The 18,391-nt window shown below is 66.0% G+C and carries 21 protein-coding genes; 16 read left to right on the forward strand and 5 right to left on the reverse strand.

The annotated features are described in order from the left end of the window. The first annotated feature begins 29 nt into the window (after positions 1-29). The 4 genes from O5K39_RS18345 to O5K39_RS18360 all read left to right on the forward strand — a co-directional run bounded on the left by O5K39_RS18345 (position 30) and on the right by O5K39_RS18360 (position 2,901). Positions 30-440 (forward strand): flagellar FliJ family protein, encoded by a 411-nt coding sequence (locus O5K39_RS18345; RefSeq protein ID WP_271145038.1) that lies wholly within the window; start codon positions 30-32, stop codon positions 438-440. Beyond that, the gene (locus O5K39_RS18350) at positions 440-1,504 is read left to right on the forward strand and encodes an endo-1,4-beta-xylanase (protein WP_271145039.1); all 1,065 of its coding nucleotides are present in this window, start codon (positions 440-442) and stop codon (positions 1,502-1,504) included. Before O5K39_RS18345 ends, O5K39_RS18350 begins: the two co-directional genes overlap by 1 nt. A gap of 74 nt (positions 1,505-1,578) precedes the next feature. Further along, a complete protein-coding gene (locus O5K39_RS18355) occupies positions 1,579-1,977 on the forward strand; it encodes a hypothetical protein (protein WP_271145040.1) in 399 nt (132 codons plus the stop codon). Positions 1,978-2,205: 228 nt separating this feature from the next. Next, positions 2,206-2,901, forward strand: a complete 696-nt coding sequence (locus O5K39_RS18360; RefSeq protein WP_271145041.1) for a Crp/Fnr family transcriptional regulator — start codon at positions 2,206-2,208, stop codon at positions 2,899-2,901. Positions 2,902-3,000: 99 nt separating this feature from the next. On the opposite strand, the gene O5K39_RS18365 is transcribed toward O5K39_RS18360, so the two are convergent. Next, positions 3,001-3,858, reverse strand: a complete 858-nt coding sequence (locus O5K39_RS18365) for a LysR family transcriptional regulator (RefSeq protein ID WP_271145042.1) — start codon at positions 3,856-3,858, stop codon at positions 3,001-3,003. Positions 3,859-4,064: 206 nt separating this feature from the next. Here O5K39_RS18365 and O5K39_RS18370 point away from each other — a divergent pair, with 206 nt between their 5' ends. Genes O5K39_RS18370 through O5K39_RS18380 form a run of 3 tightly spaced genes read left to right on the forward strand, consistent with a single transcriptional unit; the run spans position 4,065 to position 6,335 of the window. Next, positions 4,065-4,196, forward strand: coding sequence for a hypothetical protein (locus O5K39_RS18370; protein ID WP_271145043.1), 132 nt, complete (start codon positions 4,065-4,067; stop codon positions 4,194-4,196). An 18-nt stretch (positions 4,197-4,214) separates the two neighbouring features. After that, complete coding sequence (locus O5K39_RS18375; RefSeq protein ID WP_271147191.1) at positions 4,215-4,964, forward strand: TonB-dependent receptor plug domain-containing protein; 750 nt, start codon at positions 4,215-4,217, stop codon at positions 4,962-4,964. A 12-nt stretch (positions 4,965-4,976) separates the two neighbouring features. Next, a complete protein-coding gene (locus O5K39_RS18380) occupies positions 4,977-6,335 on the forward strand; it encodes a TonB-dependent receptor (protein ID WP_271145044.1) in 1,359 nt (452 codons plus the stop codon). 129 nt (positions 6,336-6,464) lie between these two features. On the opposite strand, the gene O5K39_RS18385 is transcribed toward O5K39_RS18380, so the two are convergent. After that, entirely contained in the window at positions 6,465-7,178 is a 714-nt protein-coding gene (locus O5K39_RS18385; protein WP_271145045.1) for a response regulator transcription factor CtrA, read from the reverse strand. A 338-nt stretch (positions 7,179-7,516) separates the two neighbouring features. Here O5K39_RS18385 and O5K39_RS18390 point away from each other — a divergent pair, with 338 nt between their 5' ends. Both O5K39_RS18390 and O5K39_RS18395 read left to right on the forward strand, forming a co-directional pair. Then, positions 7,517-7,897 (forward strand): chromosomal replication initiator DnaA, encoded by a 381-nt coding sequence (locus O5K39_RS18390; RefSeq protein ID WP_271145046.1) that lies wholly within the window; start codon positions 7,517-7,519, stop codon positions 7,895-7,897. Beyond that, positions 7,894-8,601 carry a DUF6456 domain-containing protein gene (locus O5K39_RS18395; RefSeq protein WP_271145047.1) on the forward strand — a complete coding sequence of 236 codons (708 nt, stop codon included), beginning with the start codon at positions 7,894-7,896 and terminating at the stop codon, positions 8,599-8,601. The genes O5K39_RS18390 and O5K39_RS18395 overlap by 4 nt, the downstream gene beginning before the upstream one ends. A gap of 13 nt (positions 8,602-8,614) precedes the next feature. On the opposite strand, the gene O5K39_RS18400 is transcribed toward O5K39_RS18395, so the two are convergent. Then, positions 8,615-9,001 (reverse strand): hypothetical protein, encoded by a 387-nt coding sequence (locus O5K39_RS18400; protein WP_271145048.1) that lies wholly within the window; start codon positions 8,999-9,001, stop codon positions 8,615-8,617. 203 nt (positions 9,002-9,204) lie between these two features. Here O5K39_RS18400 and O5K39_RS18405 point away from each other — a divergent pair, with 203 nt between their 5' ends. The 3 genes from O5K39_RS18405 (at position 9,205) to O5K39_RS18415 (ending at position 10,125) form a co-directional block, all read left to right on the forward strand. Then, positions 9,205-9,603: a host attachment protein gene (locus tag O5K39_RS18405; RefSeq protein WP_271145049.1), complete on the forward strand. Its 399-nt coding sequence runs from the start codon at positions 9,205-9,207 to the stop codon at positions 9,601-9,603. A gap of 100 nt (positions 9,604-9,703) precedes the next feature. Beyond that, entirely contained in the window at positions 9,704-9,955 is a 252-nt protein-coding gene (locus O5K39_RS18410) for a DUF1902 domain-containing protein (RefSeq protein ID WP_271145050.1), read from the forward strand. After that, positions 9,952-10,125: a hypothetical protein gene (locus tag O5K39_RS18415; protein ID WP_271145051.1), complete on the forward strand. Its 174-nt coding sequence runs from the start codon at positions 9,952-9,954 to the stop codon at positions 10,123-10,125. The genes O5K39_RS18410 and O5K39_RS18415 overlap by 4 nt, the downstream gene beginning before the upstream one ends. On the opposite strand, the gene O5K39_RS18420 is transcribed toward O5K39_RS18415, so the two are convergent. Next, the gene (locus tag O5K39_RS18420; RefSeq protein WP_271145052.1) at positions 10,095-10,550 is read right to left on the reverse strand and encodes a SufE family protein; all 456 of its coding nucleotides are present in this window, start codon (positions 10,548-10,550) and stop codon (positions 10,095-10,097) included. The genes O5K39_RS18415 and O5K39_RS18420 overlap by 31 nt on opposite strands. A gap of 216 nt (positions 10,551-10,766) precedes the next feature. On the opposite strand from O5K39_RS18420, the gene O5K39_RS18425 reads away from it, so the two are divergent. Beyond that, positions 10,767-12,398 carry a HAMP domain-containing sensor histidine kinase gene (locus tag O5K39_RS18425; protein ID WP_271145053.1) on the forward strand — a complete coding sequence of 544 codons (1,632 nt, stop codon included), beginning with the start codon at positions 10,767-10,769 and terminating at the stop codon, positions 12,396-12,398. A 137-nt stretch (positions 12,399-12,535) separates the two neighbouring features. Continuing rightward, positions 12,536-12,928: a hypothetical protein gene (locus tag O5K39_RS18430; protein WP_271145054.1), complete on the forward strand. Its 393-nt coding sequence runs from the start codon at positions 12,536-12,538 to the stop codon at positions 12,926-12,928. Between the two features lie 4 nt (positions 12,929-12,932). Here the strand turns inward: O5K39_RS18430 and O5K39_RS18435 are convergent, their stop codons facing one another. Continuing rightward, the gene (locus O5K39_RS18435; protein ID WP_271145055.1) at positions 12,933-13,838 is read right to left on the reverse strand and encodes a hypothetical protein; all 906 of its coding nucleotides are present in this window, start codon (positions 13,836-13,838) and stop codon (positions 12,933-12,935) included. A gap of 55 nt (positions 13,839-13,893) precedes the next feature. On the opposite strand from O5K39_RS18435, the gene O5K39_RS18440 reads away from it, so the two are divergent. Then, positions 13,894-14,220, forward strand: a complete 327-nt coding sequence (locus O5K39_RS18440) for a DUF1491 family protein (RefSeq protein ID WP_271145056.1) — start codon at positions 13,894-13,896, stop codon at positions 14,218-14,220. A gap of 72 nt (positions 14,221-14,292) precedes the next feature. Then, positions 14,293-18,234, forward strand: coding sequence for a M10 family metallopeptidase C-terminal domain-containing protein (locus tag O5K39_RS18445; protein WP_271145057.1), 3,942 nt, complete (start codon positions 14,293-14,295; stop codon positions 18,232-18,234). Positions 18,235-18,391: the final 157 nt, after the last annotated feature.

Here is an 18,391-nt window from a genome sequence, read left to right on the forward strand (position 1 = left end):
CCTACCCGTACCTGCTGGAGTAAGTCTGCATGACCGCCTGGGCCCATTCGCTGATCCGGATCTCGAACTACGAGGTCGAGACGCTGCAGAAACGCCTGGCCGAGATTTCCAACCGCAAGGCTTCGGCCGAGATGCGGCTGGCGGTGCTGGACGCCGAGGTCGAGATCGAGCGCGAGCGCGCCCGCGCCGACGCTCAGGCGGGCATGATGCTGCAGGCCTATCTGGCCGGCTGGAAGGCGCGCAAGGGCGCAGCCGAGGCCGATCTGGACACGCTGGACGCCGAGGAAGAAGGCGCCCGTGATGCCCTGACCGGCGCCTTCGGCGAGCTGAAGAAATTCGAACACGTCGCCGAACTGACCCGCCTGAACGCCATCGTCGCCGCCAACAAGCGCGAGACGGCGGCGTTCGACGAGATGGGGCTGCGCCGCCGCGCCGGGTAATGATCGACCGCCGCGCCCTCCTCGCCGCTCCCCTCGCCCTGGCCGCCTGCGAGCGGTTCGCCGAGGCGCAGACGCCGGCCCGCGCGGTCCCCGGCCTGAAATCCATAACCCCCTTCCCCGTCGGGACCTGCATCAAGTCCAACCAGATCGATGACCCGGCCTGGGTCGATCTGGCCGGCAAGCACGTCTCCCAGCTCACGCCCGAGTGGGAGATGAAGATGGAGTACATCCTGGCCGACGGCCTGGACCGTCCGAGGTTCGACGGGCCCGACCGGATCGCCGCCTTTGCGGCCGAGCGGGGGATGCGGCTGCATGGCCATACGCTGATCTGGTACGCGCAAGGGGAAGAGGCCTTTGCTCATCTGGACCGCGCCCGCTTCACCGCCGCCTTCGACGCCTACATCGCCACGGTCGCCGGTCGGTATCGCGGCAAGGTGGTCAGTTGGGACGTGGTCAACGAACCGATCACCGACGCGGGCGACGGCCTGCGCGACTGTCACTGGAGCCGGGCCCTGGGCCAGGACGGATACATCATCCGCGCCTTCGAGCGGGCGCGGGCGGCGGATCCCGACGCGGTGCTGTTCCTCAACGACTACAATCTGGAGAACACGCCGAGGAAGGGCGCGACCTTCCTGAAACTGGTCGAGCGGTTGATGAAGGCAGGGGCCCCGATCGGGGGCATCGGGTCGCAGGCACACCTGGATATCGAAATCCCGGCGGGCCAGATCCGGACCTTCATCCGGAACGCGGCGTCGCTGGGCCTGCCGATCCATATCTCGGAGCTGGATGCCTCGCTGCGCAGCGACCGTCGGGTGGACCTGCGCTCGCGGGAACAGCGGCTGGCGCAACAGACGGGCCGGGTCGGCGAACTGGTCGAGGCCTTCATGGCCCTGCCCGCCAGCCAGAGGTTCGCCTTCACCGTCTGGGGCCTGCGGGATACCGACAGCTGGCTGAGGCAGGGCGAGCGCGACGACGGACAGGACCAGCCCCTGCCCTTCGACGCGGGTGGCCGACCCAACCCGATGTTCGACGCGATGGTGGCCGGGTTTACGAAACGGGCGTAGCCTGCCGCCAGACGCAGCGGATCACGGTCGCGAGGATGCACAGCAGACGCGATCGCGGGCCCTCCTCACTGTCCATGGCACTTCTCTGGCTCGTCAGCGCCGTCACGATCGGGCCGATCAGCTGGATCATCGCGCCCGCCTCTGCCCTGGCCCACTACGGCCTCAGTGTTGCGGGCTTGTTCGCAACCTTCGCGGTCGTCTATTTCATCCTGGAACGTGCCCGACTGCGATTCAGTCGGGTCGGCGCCTGGGTCCATTTCGGTCTCATGACCCTGGGCACGGTGCTCATCACAGGTCCGTATTTCGTCCTGAACACCATCCCTGTTCCCACGGCAGGGCCCGAGATGATCGCCCTGTACCGCACCCTCAGCACCATCACGACCTTCGGCTATGGCTTCAGCCTGCTGGGCCTGGCGGTATTCATCGGTGCGCTTGTCCACACCGCGTGGATCGCGGTCAGGACGCGGACCTGATCCGCGCCCCGCGGGACGTTCTGCAAGGTCACCATTGGCCAGTCCCCGAAACCCATACCCAGTATTGAGCCGCAATCTCAGAGGTAGAACGGTACGGTACCGCTCAGTGACAGGAGATTTGGTCCGCGTGCCGACCGAATAGTGTCGGCAAATGTCCACCACCGTGCATCCGAAAGCAGACACGTCCGTTAAAGCTCCGCTTGGCCTAGTGGAGTGACGCTGCGAATCATGCCGACCCGTAACAGCCTGCTTGCGAGCCTGACGCCATCGTCTCGGGCAGCCTTGTCGCAATGGATGACGCCGGTTCACATGGCGGCGGGGGACATCCTGATCGATCAGGGGGCGCCCATCACCGAACTGCATTTCCCCCTGTCGGGCACCCTGTCCAATCTGGTGCTGTTCTCCGACGGACGCGCGGCCGAGACGGCCTGTATCGGGTCCGAGGGCCTGTCCGGTCTGGCGGCCTTCCTGGCCGACGCGCCGTGTGCCTGGCAGGTATCGGTGCAGATTCCGGGTCAGATGGTCCGGATCCCGGTGACCCCGCTGCGCGCGTTGGCCGAGGCCGACGACGGACTGATGAAGCGGCTGATCCTGCTGTCACACGACTACCAGGCCCAGGCGGCCCAGACGGCGGCCTGCAACATCCTGCATTCGGCGACCCAGAGGCTGTCGCGGTGGCTGCTGCTGGCCATCGACCGGGCGGGATCGGACGAGGTGCCGGTGACCCAGGCCGATCTGGGCGTCGCCCTGGGGGTGCGTCGCTCGACCGTCAGCGACGTCCTGCACGAGATCAAGGCTTCGGGCGCCGTCCGGCTGGGCCGCCGCCGCGTCCACGTCCTGCAACGTGCCCGGCTCGAACACATCGTCTGCGAATGCTACGGCCGCGACAAGGACCGGTCGCGGGACCTGGGGCTGGTCGACTGAGGCCCGTCAGATCTGACCGATGGGCTCTCCCTCGATCGACAGGGTCCGGAGCGATTTGATCATCAGGTTGCGAATCCAGCGGTGGGCAGGATCGGAATCTTAGATCGAACTCCACGCCAGGTGCACATCCATCTCCGCATCCCCCAGGTCATGTTCCACGATCGTGAGGGGCATGTAGCGCTGCATCTTGCGGGCGAAGGTGTAGGGCACCTTGATCCGCACGCCGGACTCGGCGGCGAGTATGGCCAGGACGCTGCAGTTCTGAAATCGACCTGTGATCGGCAGGCCGGTCGTATAGCTTTCGACGAACTCGGCACCCTCGCCGAAGATCGGATCAAGGCCGGGAAAGAAGACGGAGTAGGTGTCGCCGGAGTCGTCCCCGGTCGAAGCCCGCGAGGACCCGGAACCGACGACCGTCACCATCCGGTCGCTCCAGAGGCGGGCGGATCGCAGGGCGCCATAGCGAGCGTGAGCCAGGACCGACGGCAGCGACACCAGGAACTGGATCTCGTCGCTGCGCTGACCGACGCGGAACTCGCGCCACACATCGACGAAATGCAACTGAAGCCCCGGCGCGTGCTCACGCAAAGCCTCGACGAGCGGTGGTGCGATGACGGTCGCTGCGGCATCGGGCAGGGCGATGGTGATGATGCCCTGGGCGGTTCGCGGGTCGTAGGGCGCAGGATTGCAGATGACTTCAAGCGACTGGCACACGGTCTCGACCGGCTCGACGAGGGCCTGGGCCCGGGTCGTCAGTTCCCACTTGCCCTCGACCTGCACCAGCAGCGGATCCCGCAGGACCGCGCGCAGTTTCGCCAGGGCGACACTTACTGTAGGCTGGGACAGACCGAGGACGCGGGCGGCTTTCGAGACGCCCCCCTCCCTCAGCAGGGCCTGAAGGATCGGGATCAGGTTCAGGTTCACGGACCGAAGCGACAGCGGCTTCTCTATAGCCATCCTCTATGCCCCCCTTGTCTCTTTCTATTATCCTTCAATAGAGGCCGCGCCTAGCGTCACCGCGCCGGGAAGGTCGCGCGTCACCAATGGACGCCCTGTCACGCCGCGCCTGGAAGCAGGCCTGGCGGCCAGCCTTGCCGAGCAGGACGCGGCTTTCAAATCACAGACCAGACCGGATCAACCGGCTCGCAGACATGGGGAAGAAGATGAGGAACACTCTATTGTGCGGAGCGGCCCTGATGGCGATGGCCATGTCAGGCCAGGCCCTTGCGCAGGACGCGACTGCACCGTCGGACGAACTGGGCGAGGTCGTCGTCACCGCCCAGCGACGCAGCTAAAACCTGCAGCGCGCGGCCATCGCCGTCAGCGCCGTCAATGCTGAAACCCTTCAGCAGAGGGGCGTTTCGGAGGCCCAGGACCTGACCAAGCTGGTGCCGGCCCTGAAGATCACGGGCGCGGCGGGTGGCGGCACCCAGGTGACCATTCGCGGCGTCGGCAGCTTCAGCGGCAACGCCTTTGCCGAACCGGGCGTGGCGCTCAACTATGACGGCGTATACCTGGCGCGCTCGGCCGGTACCAACGGCCTGTTCTTCGACCTGGAGCGGGTGGAGGTCGTCAAGGGGCCGCAAGGCACTCTGTACGGTCGCAACGCCACGGCCGGGGCCGTCAACCTTGTCACGCGCAAGCCGGGTGCCGAGTTCGGCGGCGAGGCCGGGGTGGAGATCGGCAACTACGACCGGATCCGTGCCTATGGCGCCGTCAATCTTCCGCTGTCCGACTGGGCCGCTCTGAGGATCTCCGGCCAGACCGCCCGCAGGGACGGATATCTGTCCGACGGCTATAACGACGAAGACAACGACGCCGTCCGCGCCCTGCTGAAACTGGACCCCAGCGAAGACCTGTCGATCCTGCTTTCGGCCGACTATTCACGTGCGGGGGGCATGGGTTCGGCAGGCGTTTTCACGCCGTTCGTCGATCCGAGCAATCCGTATCTGGGCCCCAGTTCGCCGGCGTCCAACCTGATCCTGTCGCGGACGGGCCTGCCCCTGCCGCCGCTGAGGGACGACGGTTTCGTCGATCAGACCAGCTGGGGTGTGTCGGCCTAGGTCGACTATCAGATGGACTGGGCCACTCTGACGGTCGTGCCCGCCTATCGCTCGATGGACCTGTCCTACCTGCACTACGGCGCCGGCTATCCCCTGACGGAATCGCAAACCCCGGAACAGACATCCGTCGAAACCCGCCTGGCGTCCTCGTCGGACGGCCCTCTGAAATGGCTCATCGGGCTGTATTATTTCGACGAGCAGACCAACACCCGGATTTTTCCGAACCAGGGCGTCACCTATAATCGCAGCGCCATTCCCGACATCCAGACCACCAGCAAGGCCGTCTTCGGGCAACTGACATGGTCGGTCACGGACACGTTCCGTCTGACCGGCGGGCTGCGCTATACGAGCGAGGACAAGAGCGTCAACGGGTCCGTCACCGGGCCCCTGCCCGCCGTGCCGGCCGGATTCCCGGCGCCGGCCCCCGTCTTCTATGCGATCGCATGCCCCAGCCCGTCCACGGTTAACCTGGCGGCCCTGCAATGCACCTCGCCCGTCACGGGCGCGGTGACGTTCGAGAAGACCACCTGGAAGATCGGCGCGGAGTTGGACCTGACCGACCGCTCGCTGCTGTATGCGACCGTCGGAACCGGCTTCAAGGCGGGCGGATTCTATCCCTCGCTCGCGCCCAACACCTTCGAGCCCGAACTGCTGACGGCGTTTACGATCGGGTCCAAGAACCGCTTCCTGGACAACACCCTGCGGCTGAACGCGGAGGCCTTCTACTGGAACTATGAGGACAAGCAGGTCACCCACCTGGGGCCCGTGCGGCCGTCGGGCTACAATCTGATCACGGAAAACGCCGGCAAGGCCGTGATCTATGGCCTGGACGTAGAGGCGACCTGGCTGGCCACGCCGAACGACCTGTTCTCGGCGCAGGTGCAGGTCCAGGAAAGCAACTACGACAGCTTCATCTACAGCCTGACCTCGCCTTCCGGACGTCCTCCGGCCACCGGTTGCGCATTCCGGCCCACCGGCGTCGATCCCGTCGGATCCAGCATCTTCAGCGTCGATTGCAGCGGACGGCAGCTGGCCCTGGCGCCGCAATGGGTGGCCAACTTCAGCTACAACCACACCTTCGCTCTGGACGACGGCGCGGAAGTGGTCGCGGGCCTCTCAACGCGCGTGGAGTCGTCCTACTATACGGGTGAGGAATATCTGCCCGGTCAGTTGCAGGACGCCGCGATGGTGTCCAACGCCGACCTGACCTATCGGCCGGCCGGCCTGGGCTGGAGCGTCACCGCCTTCGTCCAGAACATCGAGGACGAGGCCGTGATGCAGAGCTCGTTCGTTCAGCCCGTGGTCGGCCTGCCGGTGACCGCGCTTCGTGCGCCGCGGACCTATGGCGTGCGGCTGAGCGCAAGCTTCTGAGGGCCGGATGCCGGCCGACACCCGGCCGGTCGGCGTCCGCACCTTCCTGGACCTTCGCCGTCCATGTCGGAACGAAAAACGCCCGCCGGAGCGATCCGGCGGGCGTATTTTCCTGGTGCGAACGCCGTATCAGGCGGCGGCGCTGACCGGGGCGACGGCGGTGTTTTCCGACGGGTCGCGCAGGACATAGCCACGGCCCCAGACGGTTTCGATATAGTGTTTGCCGCCCGCAGCGGTCGCCAGCTTCTTGCGCAGCTTGCAGATGAAGACGTCGATGATCTTCAGCTCGGGCTCGTCCATGCCGCCGTACAGGTGGTTCAGGAACATTTCCTTGGTCAGGGTGGTGCCCTTGCGGAGCGAGAGCAGCTCCAGCATCTGGTATTCCTTGCCCGTCAGGTGGACGCGGTGGCCGTGCACCTCGACCGTCTTGCCATCAAGGTTCACGGCGATCTCGCCGGTGTGGATGATGGCCTGAGCGTGACCCTTGGAGCGGCGGACCACGGCGTGGGTGCGCGCGATCAGTTCGTCCTTGTGGAAAGGCTTGGTCATGTAGTCGTCGGCGCCGCCGCCGAAGGTCTTGACCTTGGTTTCGATTTCCGTCGAGCCCGACAGGATCATGACGGGGGTGTTGACCTTGCCCACGCGCAGCTGGCGCAGGACTTCCAGGCCGCTCATGTCGGGAAGGTTGAGGTCCAGGAGGATGAGGTCGTAGTCATAGATCTTGCCCAGATCGATGCCTTCCTCGCCCAGGTCGGTCGTGTAGACATTGAAGCCTTCCGACTTCAGCATCAGCTCGATGCTTTGCGCGGTCGCGTGATCGTCTTCGATAAGCAGAACGCGCATTCAAGCCCCTCCAGGCAAAGCTAGACCATATGTCCCGGTCGTGAGTTCCGGGTAACCTTGTTCGAGAGTTAACCGGCGAAAACCTTAAGAACGGTTAACGCCACCCCATTGAGGCGAATCGTAGGCTGATTTGCGAATCGGCGTCGAGCGCCGTGAGTCAACGATTCTAATTTTCTTCGCGTGGCGCTGAAATCCGGACGAACTTTCCAACTCCCCGGCATCCAACCCCTTGCCCGCCAAGGCGATGCGACCGCTTCTGACGTACGGTAGGATGATCTTCCTAGCGCAAGGCGACGAGCCATTTATGGTCGGCCGTCGGATCAGCAGGAGGGACAATCATGGAAGACACGTACCGGGTTCCGGTCAAGGAAGGGGATCGGATCCGCGCGGGGCTGGCGATGCAGCTGGTCGCCGTGCCCACCGGGATCGCGCCCGAGGCCATGGTCGCCGGCGTCCGGCAGGGACCGCGCCAGGTCCAGGCGCGACGGCTGGCCATGTATCTGGCCCATGTCGGTCTGGGCTGGACGGTGGAGCGGGTCGGGCACGCCTTCGGCTTCAACCGGGCGACGGTCAGCGCCGGCTGTCGCTGGGTCGAGGATGCCCGCGACGATCCGGCGGTGGATGGTCTGATGGAGCGGCTGGAACTGGCTGTGCGACAGGTCTGCGAGACGCCCCAGCTGGAGATGACCCGCCTCGACGCCGTGGCGGTGGCGCGATGAGGACGCTGACGGAACGGGTGCGCACCCATCTGCGCCGGCCGGGGGCCTGGATCGAGGGCCGGGCCGCGCCCTATGCGCTGCGTCTGGGTGCGGATCGGCGGGCGTGGGTGGCCATGACCCTGGACGAGACGGTGTTCAGCGCCCTGGTCGCCGATCCCGGCCTGAAGGCCCGGCCCGGCGGCGGCTGGATCCCGCGACCGCCCGCGAGCGCCGATGGCCCCGAGCCCGGTCGGCCCGGCGTGATCGAGGGCGAGGTGGCGGTGATGGAGACCGACGGTCGGATGACGACCCGGCGCGCCAATCTGGGCGAGAGCCCGATCGCCTGGCTGGCCCGGCGGCGCGATCCGTCGGGGCGGCCCTGGCTGACGCCGGCCGAGATCGTGGCCGGCGAGCGGTTGCGGCGCGATGCGGAGGCGGCAACCTCGGGCCCGTCGGTGACGATGCTCTGGGACGCCCTGCCCCGTTCGGGCGGCGGGTCGGCGGCGCGGATCGAGCCCGGCGACCGGGCCATCTCGGCCGGGGCCAGGGTTGAGGCGGCCCTGCGTGCGGTCGGGCCGAGACTGAGGCCGATGGTGGTGCGCATCTGTCTGGAGAGTTCCAGCCTGCAACTGGCCGAACAGGAACTGGGCCTGCGCAGGCGTCAGGGCAAGACGGTGCTGAAACAGGGACTTCAGGCCCTGGCCGAGCACTATTGCATCGGGTGATCCGGCCCGGCCGTCAGGGACGATGGCACCTCAGCACATAGGCGGAGGCGGGGTCGTTGAAGAAGTCGATATGGGAATAGCGACCCGTATGGCCGAAGACGCCGCTTCTGACCTGGAGACGCGCGGCCAGGGGGCCACCGGAGGGCGTCAGGCGGGTTCCCGCCACCCGCATGCCGCCCGACCCGTTCATCGAGTCCTGTGGCTTGAGCGCCCAGAGCGAGTTGCTCACGGCCTGAAAGCGATAGTTGGCACCGGTGATGGTCAGAAGACCGATCGGGATATTGCCCTGGGCACTGCATCGCCAGAGCCCGGCCGGGGTCTCCTGGGCCGAAGCCTGGCCCGCCATCGCCGCGATGACCAGACCACAGGCGAGACCTGCCGATTGAATGAGTCTGCGCATGATCGTTCTCGCTAACCGCTGATCGGTGAGGTCATCACGGATGGACCTCCGGCGCGACGCAACCCCGACGCGACGAAGACGGCCCCTCGCGCGACGAACGGGGCGTCTCGGGTCCGGCCGGGGGCCACGGGATCGGCCGACGACGCAACCGCCGCAGCGCCGACCCGTTCAGAGGGCCCCGCTAACTACCGGAGCTCTGTCCCATGAAACTTCCAAAAGGCGCCCTCGTCGCCGTCGTCGACGGCGAAAAGCTGGCCCTGTTCGAGAACACCGGGCAGCAGGAGGTGCAGCTGAGCGCCCGACCCACCCCGACCATCGCCGATCGCGCATCCGGTGCCGCCGGTCGCATCTCCAGCGAGGCCAACCCCGATAACGACACCCAGGCCGAGGACGGCTTTGCGATGGGCGTCGCCGAGGTGCTGAACAAATGGGTGCTGACCAACAAGGTCGATCACCTGCTGGTCATCGCCGCGCCCAAGACCCTGGGGCAACTGCGCAAGGGCTGGCACAAGGAGACGCAAGCCAAGCTGGTCGGCGAGATCGCCAAGGACCTGACCGGCCACTCCACCGACCAGATCGCCGCCGCGATCGAAAAGGCCTGACGTCCGACAGGCGCGGCGGTTCACCGCCGCGCCATCCCGGCCTGCAACCCGGCAGGCGATCGGCGTTGACAGTCAGCCGCCCCCGCCTAGACTTCACGACATGAGCCAGGTCATCATCGTCAAAGCCGCGCATGACGCCGAGGCGGGGGTCTGGTTCACCGAGTCCAGCGATGTCCACGGCCTCCGGATCGAGGCGCCGACCCTGGAAGCCCTGATTGCCCGTGTTCCCGTGGCGATCCAGGATTTGCTGGGCGTAGAGGGCGAAATCCGCGATGTTCCAATCGAAGTCATCGCCCACGCCAGCACACGGGTAACGCTCGGCCTCGCGGCGAGAGTTACACACGGGATGTGAAACGCATCCTGACTGACGCCGGTTGTCGGTTCCATCGTCAGGGCCGTGGCGATCACGAAATCTGGATCAGCCCCCTCAGCGGCAAGCCTTTTACCGTCGATGGCGACATCAAGTCCCGCCACACCGCCAACGGCACGCTTCAGGACGCGGGACTGCCCAAAGCGTTCTGATCGGCCGCCATCGCCGCCTGGCGGATGCGGCCGACCATGGCGTTGAGGCCGTTGGCCCTCTGCCGCGTCAGGGCCTGAGGCAGGCCCAGCCGGTCCAGCGCCGCCTTGGCGTCGAAGGCGAGGATTTCGGAAGCCGGGCGGCCGGAATAGAGGGACAGCAGAAGCGCCACATTGCCCTTGGAGATCGCGCTGTCGCTATCCGCGCGAAACGTCAGACGGTCTCCGTCCCGATCATCGGCCAGCCAGACCTGGGCCGCACAGCCGGGCACCTTGTTGGCCTCGATGCGGTCGGCGTCGGGCAAGGGAGCCAGCCCCTTGCCCAGGTCGATGACGTATTCGATCCGCTGTTCCCAGTCCTCGAGCAGGTCGAAATCCGCGATCAGCTCGCCCAGGGTCTCGTCGATCGTCGATGCAGGTTCGGTCACAGCCGCCAGATAGGCCGAGCCGCCGTTAACGACAACTGCGGCGAAGGCCCCCAGACCACTGCGGCTTCTCCCCGTCGCCGGTTCGCCTGATGCGGGAGCCGCCTCGCGCCGACTCGTGTGGAGGGCTAGGCTCGGCGGCTGCGCCTCCCGCACCTTCCGCCTGGATATCCATTGACGCCCGCCGCCCCACCTTCAGCCCCCAGGGAGACCGACCGCGTGCGTCCGGTCGTGGCGTGGCACATGGGCTGGGCCATTGCCATGGCGGTGCTGGCCACGGCGGTCGTGATGCTGCGCCCCGCCCTGGACGCCGGGGTCGTGATCGCGGCCCTGATCGCCGTCCTGCCGGGCGTCGGGGGCCTGTGGCTGATGGCGCGCGACGGCTGGGCCGAGCGGGCGCTGGTGCTGGGCGGATGGAGCCTGGCGGCCGTGGCGGTCGCGGCCCTGTCAGGCGGGATGACAGGGTCCCTGGCCGGGCTGGCGATCATGCCGTTCGCCGCCGGGATCATGCTGGGCGAGTTGCGGCTGGCCCAGGCCGGGGCGGTGGGAACGGCGCTGGCGGTTCTGGTCGGACTGGTCTCGGTCTGGCTGGGTGGGCCGGCCCAGGCGGACTGGGTTCTGGCGGCGGCGGTGGCCCTGCTGTCGGCCCTGGCCCTCGCGACGGCGATCACCCTGACCTGGGGGCCGCGTGAACGGGCGCTCGGCGTCGTCGGCGACAGTTTGAACCGCGTCGAGACCCTGCTGGCGGGCCAGCCAGGGCTGATGCTGGTCCTGAGCCCCTCGGGCGGGGTGCTGGCCGCCTATGGCACCGCGCCGCCTGCGATCGATGTGGAGGCCCTGTTCGACCAGGGGCTGATTGCCGCCGTCCATGCGCCGGATCGTGGCGAACTGCTCGCCGCCCTCGCCCGCGCCGAAGCCGGGCAGGAGGCGCAGGTGTCGTTCGCCCCGCGTCAGGCGCTGGACAGGCGCGTGACCCTGGTGCTGCGCCGCTTGGACGGGGATGGCGAGACGGTGCGCCTGGTCGGTCAGGCCTTCGACGGCACGCCCCAGTTCGCGCGCGAATCCGGCCTGGAGACCGCCCGCGCCGAGGCCGAGGCCCAGAACGCCGGCAAGAGCCGCTTCCTGGCCAATATGAGCCACGAGCTGCGTACCCCGCTGAACGCCGTGATCGGCTTTTCCGACATCATGCGCCAGCGCATCTTCGGCCCCCTGCCCGACCGTTACGCGGGCTATGCCGACAGCATCCACGAGGCGGGCGGGCATCTGCTGGACCTGATCAATGACGTGCTGGACGTGTCCAAGATCGAGGCCGAGCGCTATGAGCTGGCGATCGAGCGGTTCGATGCGCGCGAGACTGTCTCGGCCGCCATCGCCCTGATCCGGGTGGCGGCGACCGACAAGGGCGTGGACCTGCGCAGCGTCCTGCCGACCGAGGCCCTGACGGTCGATGCCGACAAGCGGGCGCTGAAGCAGATCGCGCTGAACCTGCTGTCCAACGCCATCAAGTTCACCCCGGCCGAGGGGTCGGTGACGGTGACGCTGGAGGCGATCGGCCCCTATCTGGAGCTGGTGGTGTCCGACACCGGCGTCGGCATCGCGCCCGAGGACCTGCGCCGCCTGGGCCGCCCGTTCGAGCAGGCAGGCGCGGCTGAGCAGAAGGCGCAAGGGACGGGTCTGGGCCTGTCGCTGGTGCGGTCGCTGGCCGAGTTGCATGGCGGCCGGATGAATATCGACTCGACCCTGGGCGAGGGCGCGGCGGTCACGGTGCGGTTGCCGGTCGTGACCCTGGCCAAGCCGGCGGTGCCGGAAGGCGGGGCCGAGATCATCGAACTGAGGCCGGCGGGGAACTAAGCTTCAGCCTCGACCATCTTTGTCTTGAGCGCACCATGGAATGTCAACGAGAAGTGGAAAGCCGTCGCAGACCCCTCTAATCCCGACCCAACTCGGATCTGAGGGCCGATATGTCATTACAAAATCCGAACCTGGGCTTGTTCACGCCCCTTCGTCTCTGGCTCTTTGCAGCCGGGATGGTGGTCTTTTTCGGCCTGCTGTGGCTCAAGCAGGGTTACGTGGCCTCGACCCCGGCCATCGCGACAGCGCGGGCCCTGGAAAGCGAGGTCGGCGCCGATGCGGGCGAGATCCAGATCGCGGGACGTTACATGGTCGAGGGCACGGAGGGGTTCCGCAACTCGCTCGAGCTGGTCTGTGGGTCCGTGGGTCCGGAGCGGACCGGCTTCGCCACCCTGGTCCGGCGCCATGGACGCGGCCTTACGAACGCGACCTACACCGTCGAGACGCTGGTCCTGGAACCCGCACCCAACCGGGTGCCGCTCGCGCAAGAAGCGGAGTTGCTGGGGACATGCGCCAGACTGAAAGGATAGGGGCCTAAAGCGACCCCATGTCCACGAACGCCCTTCCCGCGGCGAAGTCGCCGGCCTCGAAGGTGGCGCGGGCGATACTGTCGTCGCGGAACAGGAACTCCACGGCGAAGACCTCGCGCGGGTCCAGCGCCGCGATCAGGTCGGCGGCGGCGTCCGGGAACCGCCAGGCCTGGCCGTCCTTGCGGGTCGGCTCCAGCAGGCCGGGCGCGGCCTCGCTGCTGCCGGCCGAGAAGACCGCCAGCCGCAGGCTTTCGGGCGGCAGGTCACCCGCGCGGCCGGGCAGCCAGGGCCGCGCCGACCGGTCGGCGTCGCGCAGCACGATCCGCGCCGCATAGGGGCGGCTGCGCCCCACGAAGCTGACCACGGCGGCCAGGGTCTCGCCCTGGCCCGCATCGCCGACCAGGCCGAAGGTCACGGGCGCCTGGCCGGTCGTCACCGACTGCTTCAGCCGCCAGCCCGCCTGGACCAGGCCATAGCGGTCGGCCATCCAGTCGGCCTTCGCCCCCGGAAAGGTCATGCGCGGCGTCTGGGCCCAGCCGGCGAAGGCCGTGGCCACCCGGCCCCGCACCCGGACCAGGTCGGGGTTGTCGCAGGCCGTGGCATTGGCCTTGGCCGAGGCCCGTCCGGCGGTGGCGGCCAGATCGTCGGCGCTCGCCCCGTGGCGCACCGCCGCGCCCCGCGCCTGAAGCGTCGCCGAGGTGAGGGCCCTGGCCACCATGGGCTGGAACAGCCGGCATTTCTGGTCCGCCGCCAGCATGAAGGCGCGGTCGTAATAGGGGCCGGTGGGTGCGGCCGTCAGCGCCGTCGCCTGGGCCAGGGCGGCCAGCGGCTGGCCCACCAGCAGAGCGGCGATCATGCCGACGCGGACGACGCGGGTGCTGGCAAGACGTTGATTAGGGCCTATCCTCATGCGGCGACCCTACCCGCTCCGGGTTCCGGTCCCGTTTCCGAGCAGGGTTAGCGAATTGCTTCTGAACTCCGACCTGTGGGTCTCGGCCCTCATCCGCCGCGCAGAGATCGCGGGTGCCAACGCCACCGTCGTGCGCCGCGGCGACACCCGCGCCGGCACCGTCATCGTCAAGGCCTGGGACACCTCCACCCGCCGGGCCCGGTTGTATTCCGAGGCGTTTGGCGCAGACGGCGAACGGCTGTGGATCCAGCCGGTCGAGAGCGAGTTCGAGAGCGAGCTGGACGCCTATGTTCAGCGCCAGGTCGGGTACGACCCGGACCTGTGGGTCGTCGAGGTCGAGGACCGGCAGGGGCGGCATTTCATCACCGAGGATGTGGGGTGAATCTTTCCCACGAATCCAATCCAGGGTAGCGTGGATGCGGTTCGGCCAATCATTGCGTAGCGAGATGTAGAAATGCCCAGGATCATCACGGCGGACACCACGATAGGGACCAGTGAGATCGTCAGCATTTCTCAGGAATTGAGCGGCTACGAGCTCCGCTCGACACCACAGTTGCCTGGTCCAAATCTGGTTGTCGCAGGCCGGATAAGCATGACCTCGAGTCAGCCGTACATCATGGCGCTGTTCGAGTTCACGCGCGGGACCGCGTTCACAGACAGTGTGATCACCATTACTGAATCCGGCGTCGTCGAACTCATCAAGACCGGAGACAACCCGACCTATGGGCTTTTTGGAGAGGGTGCGAACAGCGACCTCGTAAACCGCGGAAGCTTCACCGTAAGGGCGACGGCAGTTGCGTTGGGTGTATTCACTGCGGATCTGGCCTTCAGTTTTGAGAATAGCGGGACGTTTCGGGTTACTTCGGAATCGCTGATTAGCTGGGGTGCCAAGTCCCAGAACGGCGGCATATTCAGGAATTCCGGACTCGTAGAAGTGAGTGGTGGACAGACTGCGGTGGGCTTTGACCTCGGACGGACGTCGACGCTCGAAAACACCGGCACAATACGGGTAACAAACCCGACCGGCACAGCCGTAGGAATTCGTGTCGCGCATCTGGCTTCAGAGTCCAGCACGATCACCAATACCGGCCTGATCGAAGCGAATTACGCGATTTTCGACGCCAGCGAGACCTACAGTCCACCCCAAGATGCCATTCAGGTCGTCACTAATTTCGGCCAGATTCGCGGTCAAATCTATCTCGCCCGGGGAGCGGATCAGATCGTCAACGTCGGGTCGATCGTGGGTTCGATCACACTTGGCGCAGGAGACGACCTCTATCAAGGCGAACGGGGTACGCAATCAGGAGGGGTGTATGGAGGGTTCGGCGATGACCGCCTGCTTGCAGGAACTGGATCGGACATCCTCTATGGCGAAAGCGGCGAAGACATTCTTTCGGGGGCGTCCGGCGATGACTTTCTCGGTGGCGGCAGAGGATCAGATGTCCTCGACGGCGGGGCCGGAACCGATACAGCAGTTTACTCGGATCTGACCATTGCGGTCGATCTCGATCTTGTCGGTGGTAGATCTGTTTCAGCAGGACAAGATACGCTCATCAGTATCGAGAACGTCTATGGCAGCCGCTGGAACGATACCCTGCGGGGTGACACTGCTGCGAACCTGTTGTTCGGGGCCGACGGTGCTGACGTTCTGATCGGCCGAGACGGTGATGATGTCCTCGTCGGCGGAACAGGTGCTGACGTTCTGACCGGCGGGATCGGACGTGATACATTCGTTTTCGGGGCGGGCGATGGCACCGATGTGATTACGGATTTCAGGCTTGGCGGCGAACGCGACACGCTGTCGATATTTGGTTACGCCGGGTATCGCGAACTGCGTCAGACATCGGACGGTGCACTGATTGTCCTGTCCGACACCGACACTATTCTTCTGCAAGGAATCAGCGCGGCTAACGTTTCCGCAGCGGACCTGAACTTTTCGCTCGCAACGCGCCCTAGCTATGCCGTTTTTGGACCTGTTCCGGCGATGCTGGGTACCGAACCCTGGCAAGTTACCGCGAGCGAGCAGGTCTATGCGGGCGAAAGCCTTGCATTCAACAACGCGACAGGTGGCATCGTCGTCAGCCGATGGACAACCGGGGCATCAGGCTACCTGACCAACAACGGACAAATTGTTTCAACCTCGACAAGTTCAGGCACCATCGGCGTTTCAACCGATGGAGCCATATCGGGTGCAGGATTCACCAATGGTACCGGGGGAAGGCTGGATGCCTACCTGACAAACAGCACCTCTGGTCGCGCCGTCGGTGGCTATTTCAACAGCCAGAATAGTGTGTTCGACAATCGTGGCTCGATCTTTGTTCGCTCCTCTCATGAAGCGTACGGCGCTGAAGGGGCTAGGCCGGGCCTGACGGTCAGCAACAGCGGGCTCCTCGACGTTGTTGCCCAGTCATCGGCCTATGGTGTGCGCCTCGGCCAGTACGGGAGTTTCACAAACACCGGCACAATCCGGGTCGAGGGTTCGGGCCTCGCCGTCGGGATGTATGGTATCGGAACCACATCAGCGACCAACTCTGGATCCATCGTCGTCGTCAATCGGACCGGCATCAGCGTCGGCATGGAAATCCTGTCTGACAACCTGATCTTCTCGAACAGCGGCCTGATCCAGGCCGATATGGCCGTCCAGGTCGGTACCTATTTCTTCGGCCAAGGCATTTCGTTCAACAACAGCGGTGACCTCAGAGGCGGCGTGGCGCTGAGCTCGGGCGCCGACGTATTTGTCAACACCGGCCTCATCTCCGGACTGGTGGCACTGGGACAGGGTGCCGACCGCTTCGAGGGAGCGGGCACCATAGGGGATTTGAGAATCAATGGAGGTGCCGGAAACGACCAGATCGTCGCCGGGGCCGGAAATGATGTCCTCGAGGGCGGAGCAGGCAACGACACACTCAGCGGCGGCGGCGGCACGAATACTGCGATTTTCAGCGGTACGTCGACCAGCTATTCGATCACGACAAGCGGTGCGACCACGACTGTAACCGGCGGGACGGATGGAACCGACACGCTGACGGACATTGAGCTTCTGGTTTTCACCGACAGAACCGTGCAGTTCATTCTGGATCCAACCAACGTCATCAATGGTACTCCGTCTGCTGAAACCCTTGCCGGAGGGTCGAACCGCGACCTGATCACCGGTGGCGGGGGAGCAGACACCCTGAGCGGTGGAGCCGGGACAGACGTGTTCCGGTACCTGTTGACTTCGGATTCGACGGCGGCCGCCTCCGACATCATCACCGATTTCGTCACTGGCGCCGACCGGATCGATCTGACGGCCTTGAATCCGACGTCCGTATCGATCGCACGGCTGGCGGGCGGGGGAACGGTGGTCTTTGCCCAGACACCAGGGGGGGCGTTTCAGACGTTTGCGGCGGGGACGTCGTTGAACGGCGGGGATATCATTTTCAACGGCGGGTTCGGGGTGTTCGTGATCGGCTCGGAGGGGTCCGACCTGATCCAGGGAACGTCTGTTGCGGAACCCCTCGTCGGCAACGGCGGGGACGATGTGATTACTGGCGGTGCCGGGGCGGATGCGATCGCGGGCGGGGCCGGGCGGGATGTGTTCCGGTATGTGTCGCGCGGGGATTCGAACCAGCAGACCGGGTTTGACAATCTGTACGACTTCACCTCGGGCGAGGACCGGATCGATCTGACGGGAATCGGGGCGCGGTCCATCAGCATCCTGAGGACCGATAACGGGTCAAGCTTCATCTATGCGGAGACGGCGCAGGGCGTGTTCTTGACCACCGCCGCGAACCGGACGGTGCAGGCGACGGACATCACCTTTGGCGGCAATGTGAATGGTGTCGGGAATTTCGGCATCTATATGGTTGGATCGGGTCAGGCAGATACGCTGGTAGGGACCATTCTAAACGATCCGATCTCGGGTGGGGCCGGCGACGACACGATTACCGGCGGCGGCGGGGCCGATGCTCTTTTCGGCGATGCCGGCGCGGACACCTTCGTCTATCTGAGTGCATCCGACTCGTTTCAGGGCTTGTCCGACGGCATCTTCGGGTTCGTGTCCGGGACGGACAGGCTGGACCTGAGGGCGGTGCGGACGGGGGCGGCGGATACGTTCGGCATCGCATACCTGAGCGGCGGGTCATATCTGTTCGTGGACCTGGGCGGCAACGGAACCAGCGATCTGGTCATCGGGCTGGCCGGGACGACGCTGGTGGCGTCCGACATCCTGTGGAACACGGGCGCGATCGGCGAAGAGCCGGGGGTCAAGGCGGCCGGGCCAGAGGTGCTGCCGGCCGGGGATGGTGGCGATCTGTTCGACGGAGAGATGTCGTTCGAACTGTCGCCGATGACCGGGCGGTGGATGCTGGACCTCGAAGGCGCGCGCGGGTTCCACGGCCAGGACTGGTATCTGTAGCAACACGCCGACGACGATCCGCACGCGAGGTTCCCGCCGCCCGGCGTCCCGGGCCCGGTGGTAAATCCTTAACTGCGTTCGTGAACGGGACTGCAAGCGAGGGGGCGTAAGGGTTGGGCGTCGGCGAGAAACGTCGGCGGTCTGGCGAGTAATGCCC

Origin of the sequence: Brevundimonas sp. NIBR10 (genome assembly GCF_027912515.1) — a bacterium.
In the GTDB taxonomy this organism is placed as follows: Bacteria; Pseudomonadota; Alphaproteobacteria; order Caulobacterales; family Caulobacteraceae; genus Brevundimonas.

What these genes read in the sequence shown, in the direction of transcription:
- O5K39_RS18350 (WP_271145039.1), top strand. Translation starts at nt 440, where the DNA reads ATGATCGACCGCCGCGCCCTCCTCGCCGCTCCCCTCGCCCTGGCCGCC.
- O5K39_RS18445 (WP_271145057.1), top strand. Translation starts at nt 14,293, where the DNA reads ATGCCCAGGATCATCACGGCGGACACCACGATAGGGACCAGTGAGATC.
- O5K39_RS18405 (WP_271145049.1), top strand. Translation starts at nt 9,205, where the DNA reads ATGAAACTTCCAAAAGGCGCCCTCGTCGCCGTCGTCGACGGCGAAAAG.
- O5K39_RS18400 (WP_271145048.1), bottom strand. Translation starts at nt 9,001, where the DNA reads ATGCGCAGACTCATTCAATCGGCAGGTCTCGCCTGTGGTCTGGTCATC.
- O5K39_RS18390 (WP_271145046.1), top strand. Translation starts at nt 7,517, where the DNA reads ATGGAAGACACGTACCGGGTTCCGGTCAAGGAAGGGGATCGGATCCGC.
- O5K39_RS18410 (WP_271145050.1), top strand. Translation starts at nt 9,704, where the DNA reads ATGAGCCAGGTCATCATCGTCAAAGCCGCGCATGACGCCGAGGCGGGG.
- O5K39_RS18345 (WP_271145038.1), top strand. Translation starts at nt 30, where the DNA reads ATGACCGCCTGGGCCCATTCGCTGATCCGGATCTCGAACTACGAGGTC.
- O5K39_RS18365 (WP_271145042.1), bottom strand. Translation starts at nt 3,858, where the DNA reads ATGGCTATAGAGAAGCCGCTGTCGCTTCGGTCCGTGAACCTGAACCTG.
- O5K39_RS18370 (WP_271145043.1), top strand. Translation starts at nt 4,065, where the DNA reads ATGAGGAACACTCTATTGTGCGGAGCGGCCCTGATGGCGATGGCCATG.
- O5K39_RS18380 (WP_271145044.1), top strand. Translation starts at nt 4,977, where the DNA reads ATGGACTGGGCCACTCTGACGGTCGTGCCCGCCTATCGCTCGATGGAC.
- O5K39_RS18385 (WP_271145045.1), bottom strand. Translation starts at nt 7,178, where the DNA reads ATGCGCGTTCTGCTTATCGAAGACGATCACGCGACCGCGCAAAGCATC.
- O5K39_RS18360 (WP_271145041.1), top strand. Translation starts at nt 2,206, where the DNA reads ATGCCGACCCGTAACAGCCTGCTTGCGAGCCTGACGCCATCGTCTCGG.
- O5K39_RS18395 (WP_271145047.1), top strand. Translation starts at nt 7,894, where the DNA reads ATGAGGACGCTGACGGAACGGGTGCGCACCCATCTGCGCCGGCCGGGG.
- O5K39_RS18355 (WP_271145040.1), top strand. Translation starts at nt 1,579, where the DNA reads ATGGCACTTCTCTGGCTCGTCAGCGCCGTCACGATCGGGCCGATCAGC.
- O5K39_RS18435 (WP_271145055.1), bottom strand. Translation starts at nt 13,838, where the DNA reads ATGAGGATAGGCCCTAATCAACGTCTTGCCAGCACCCGCGTCGTCCGC.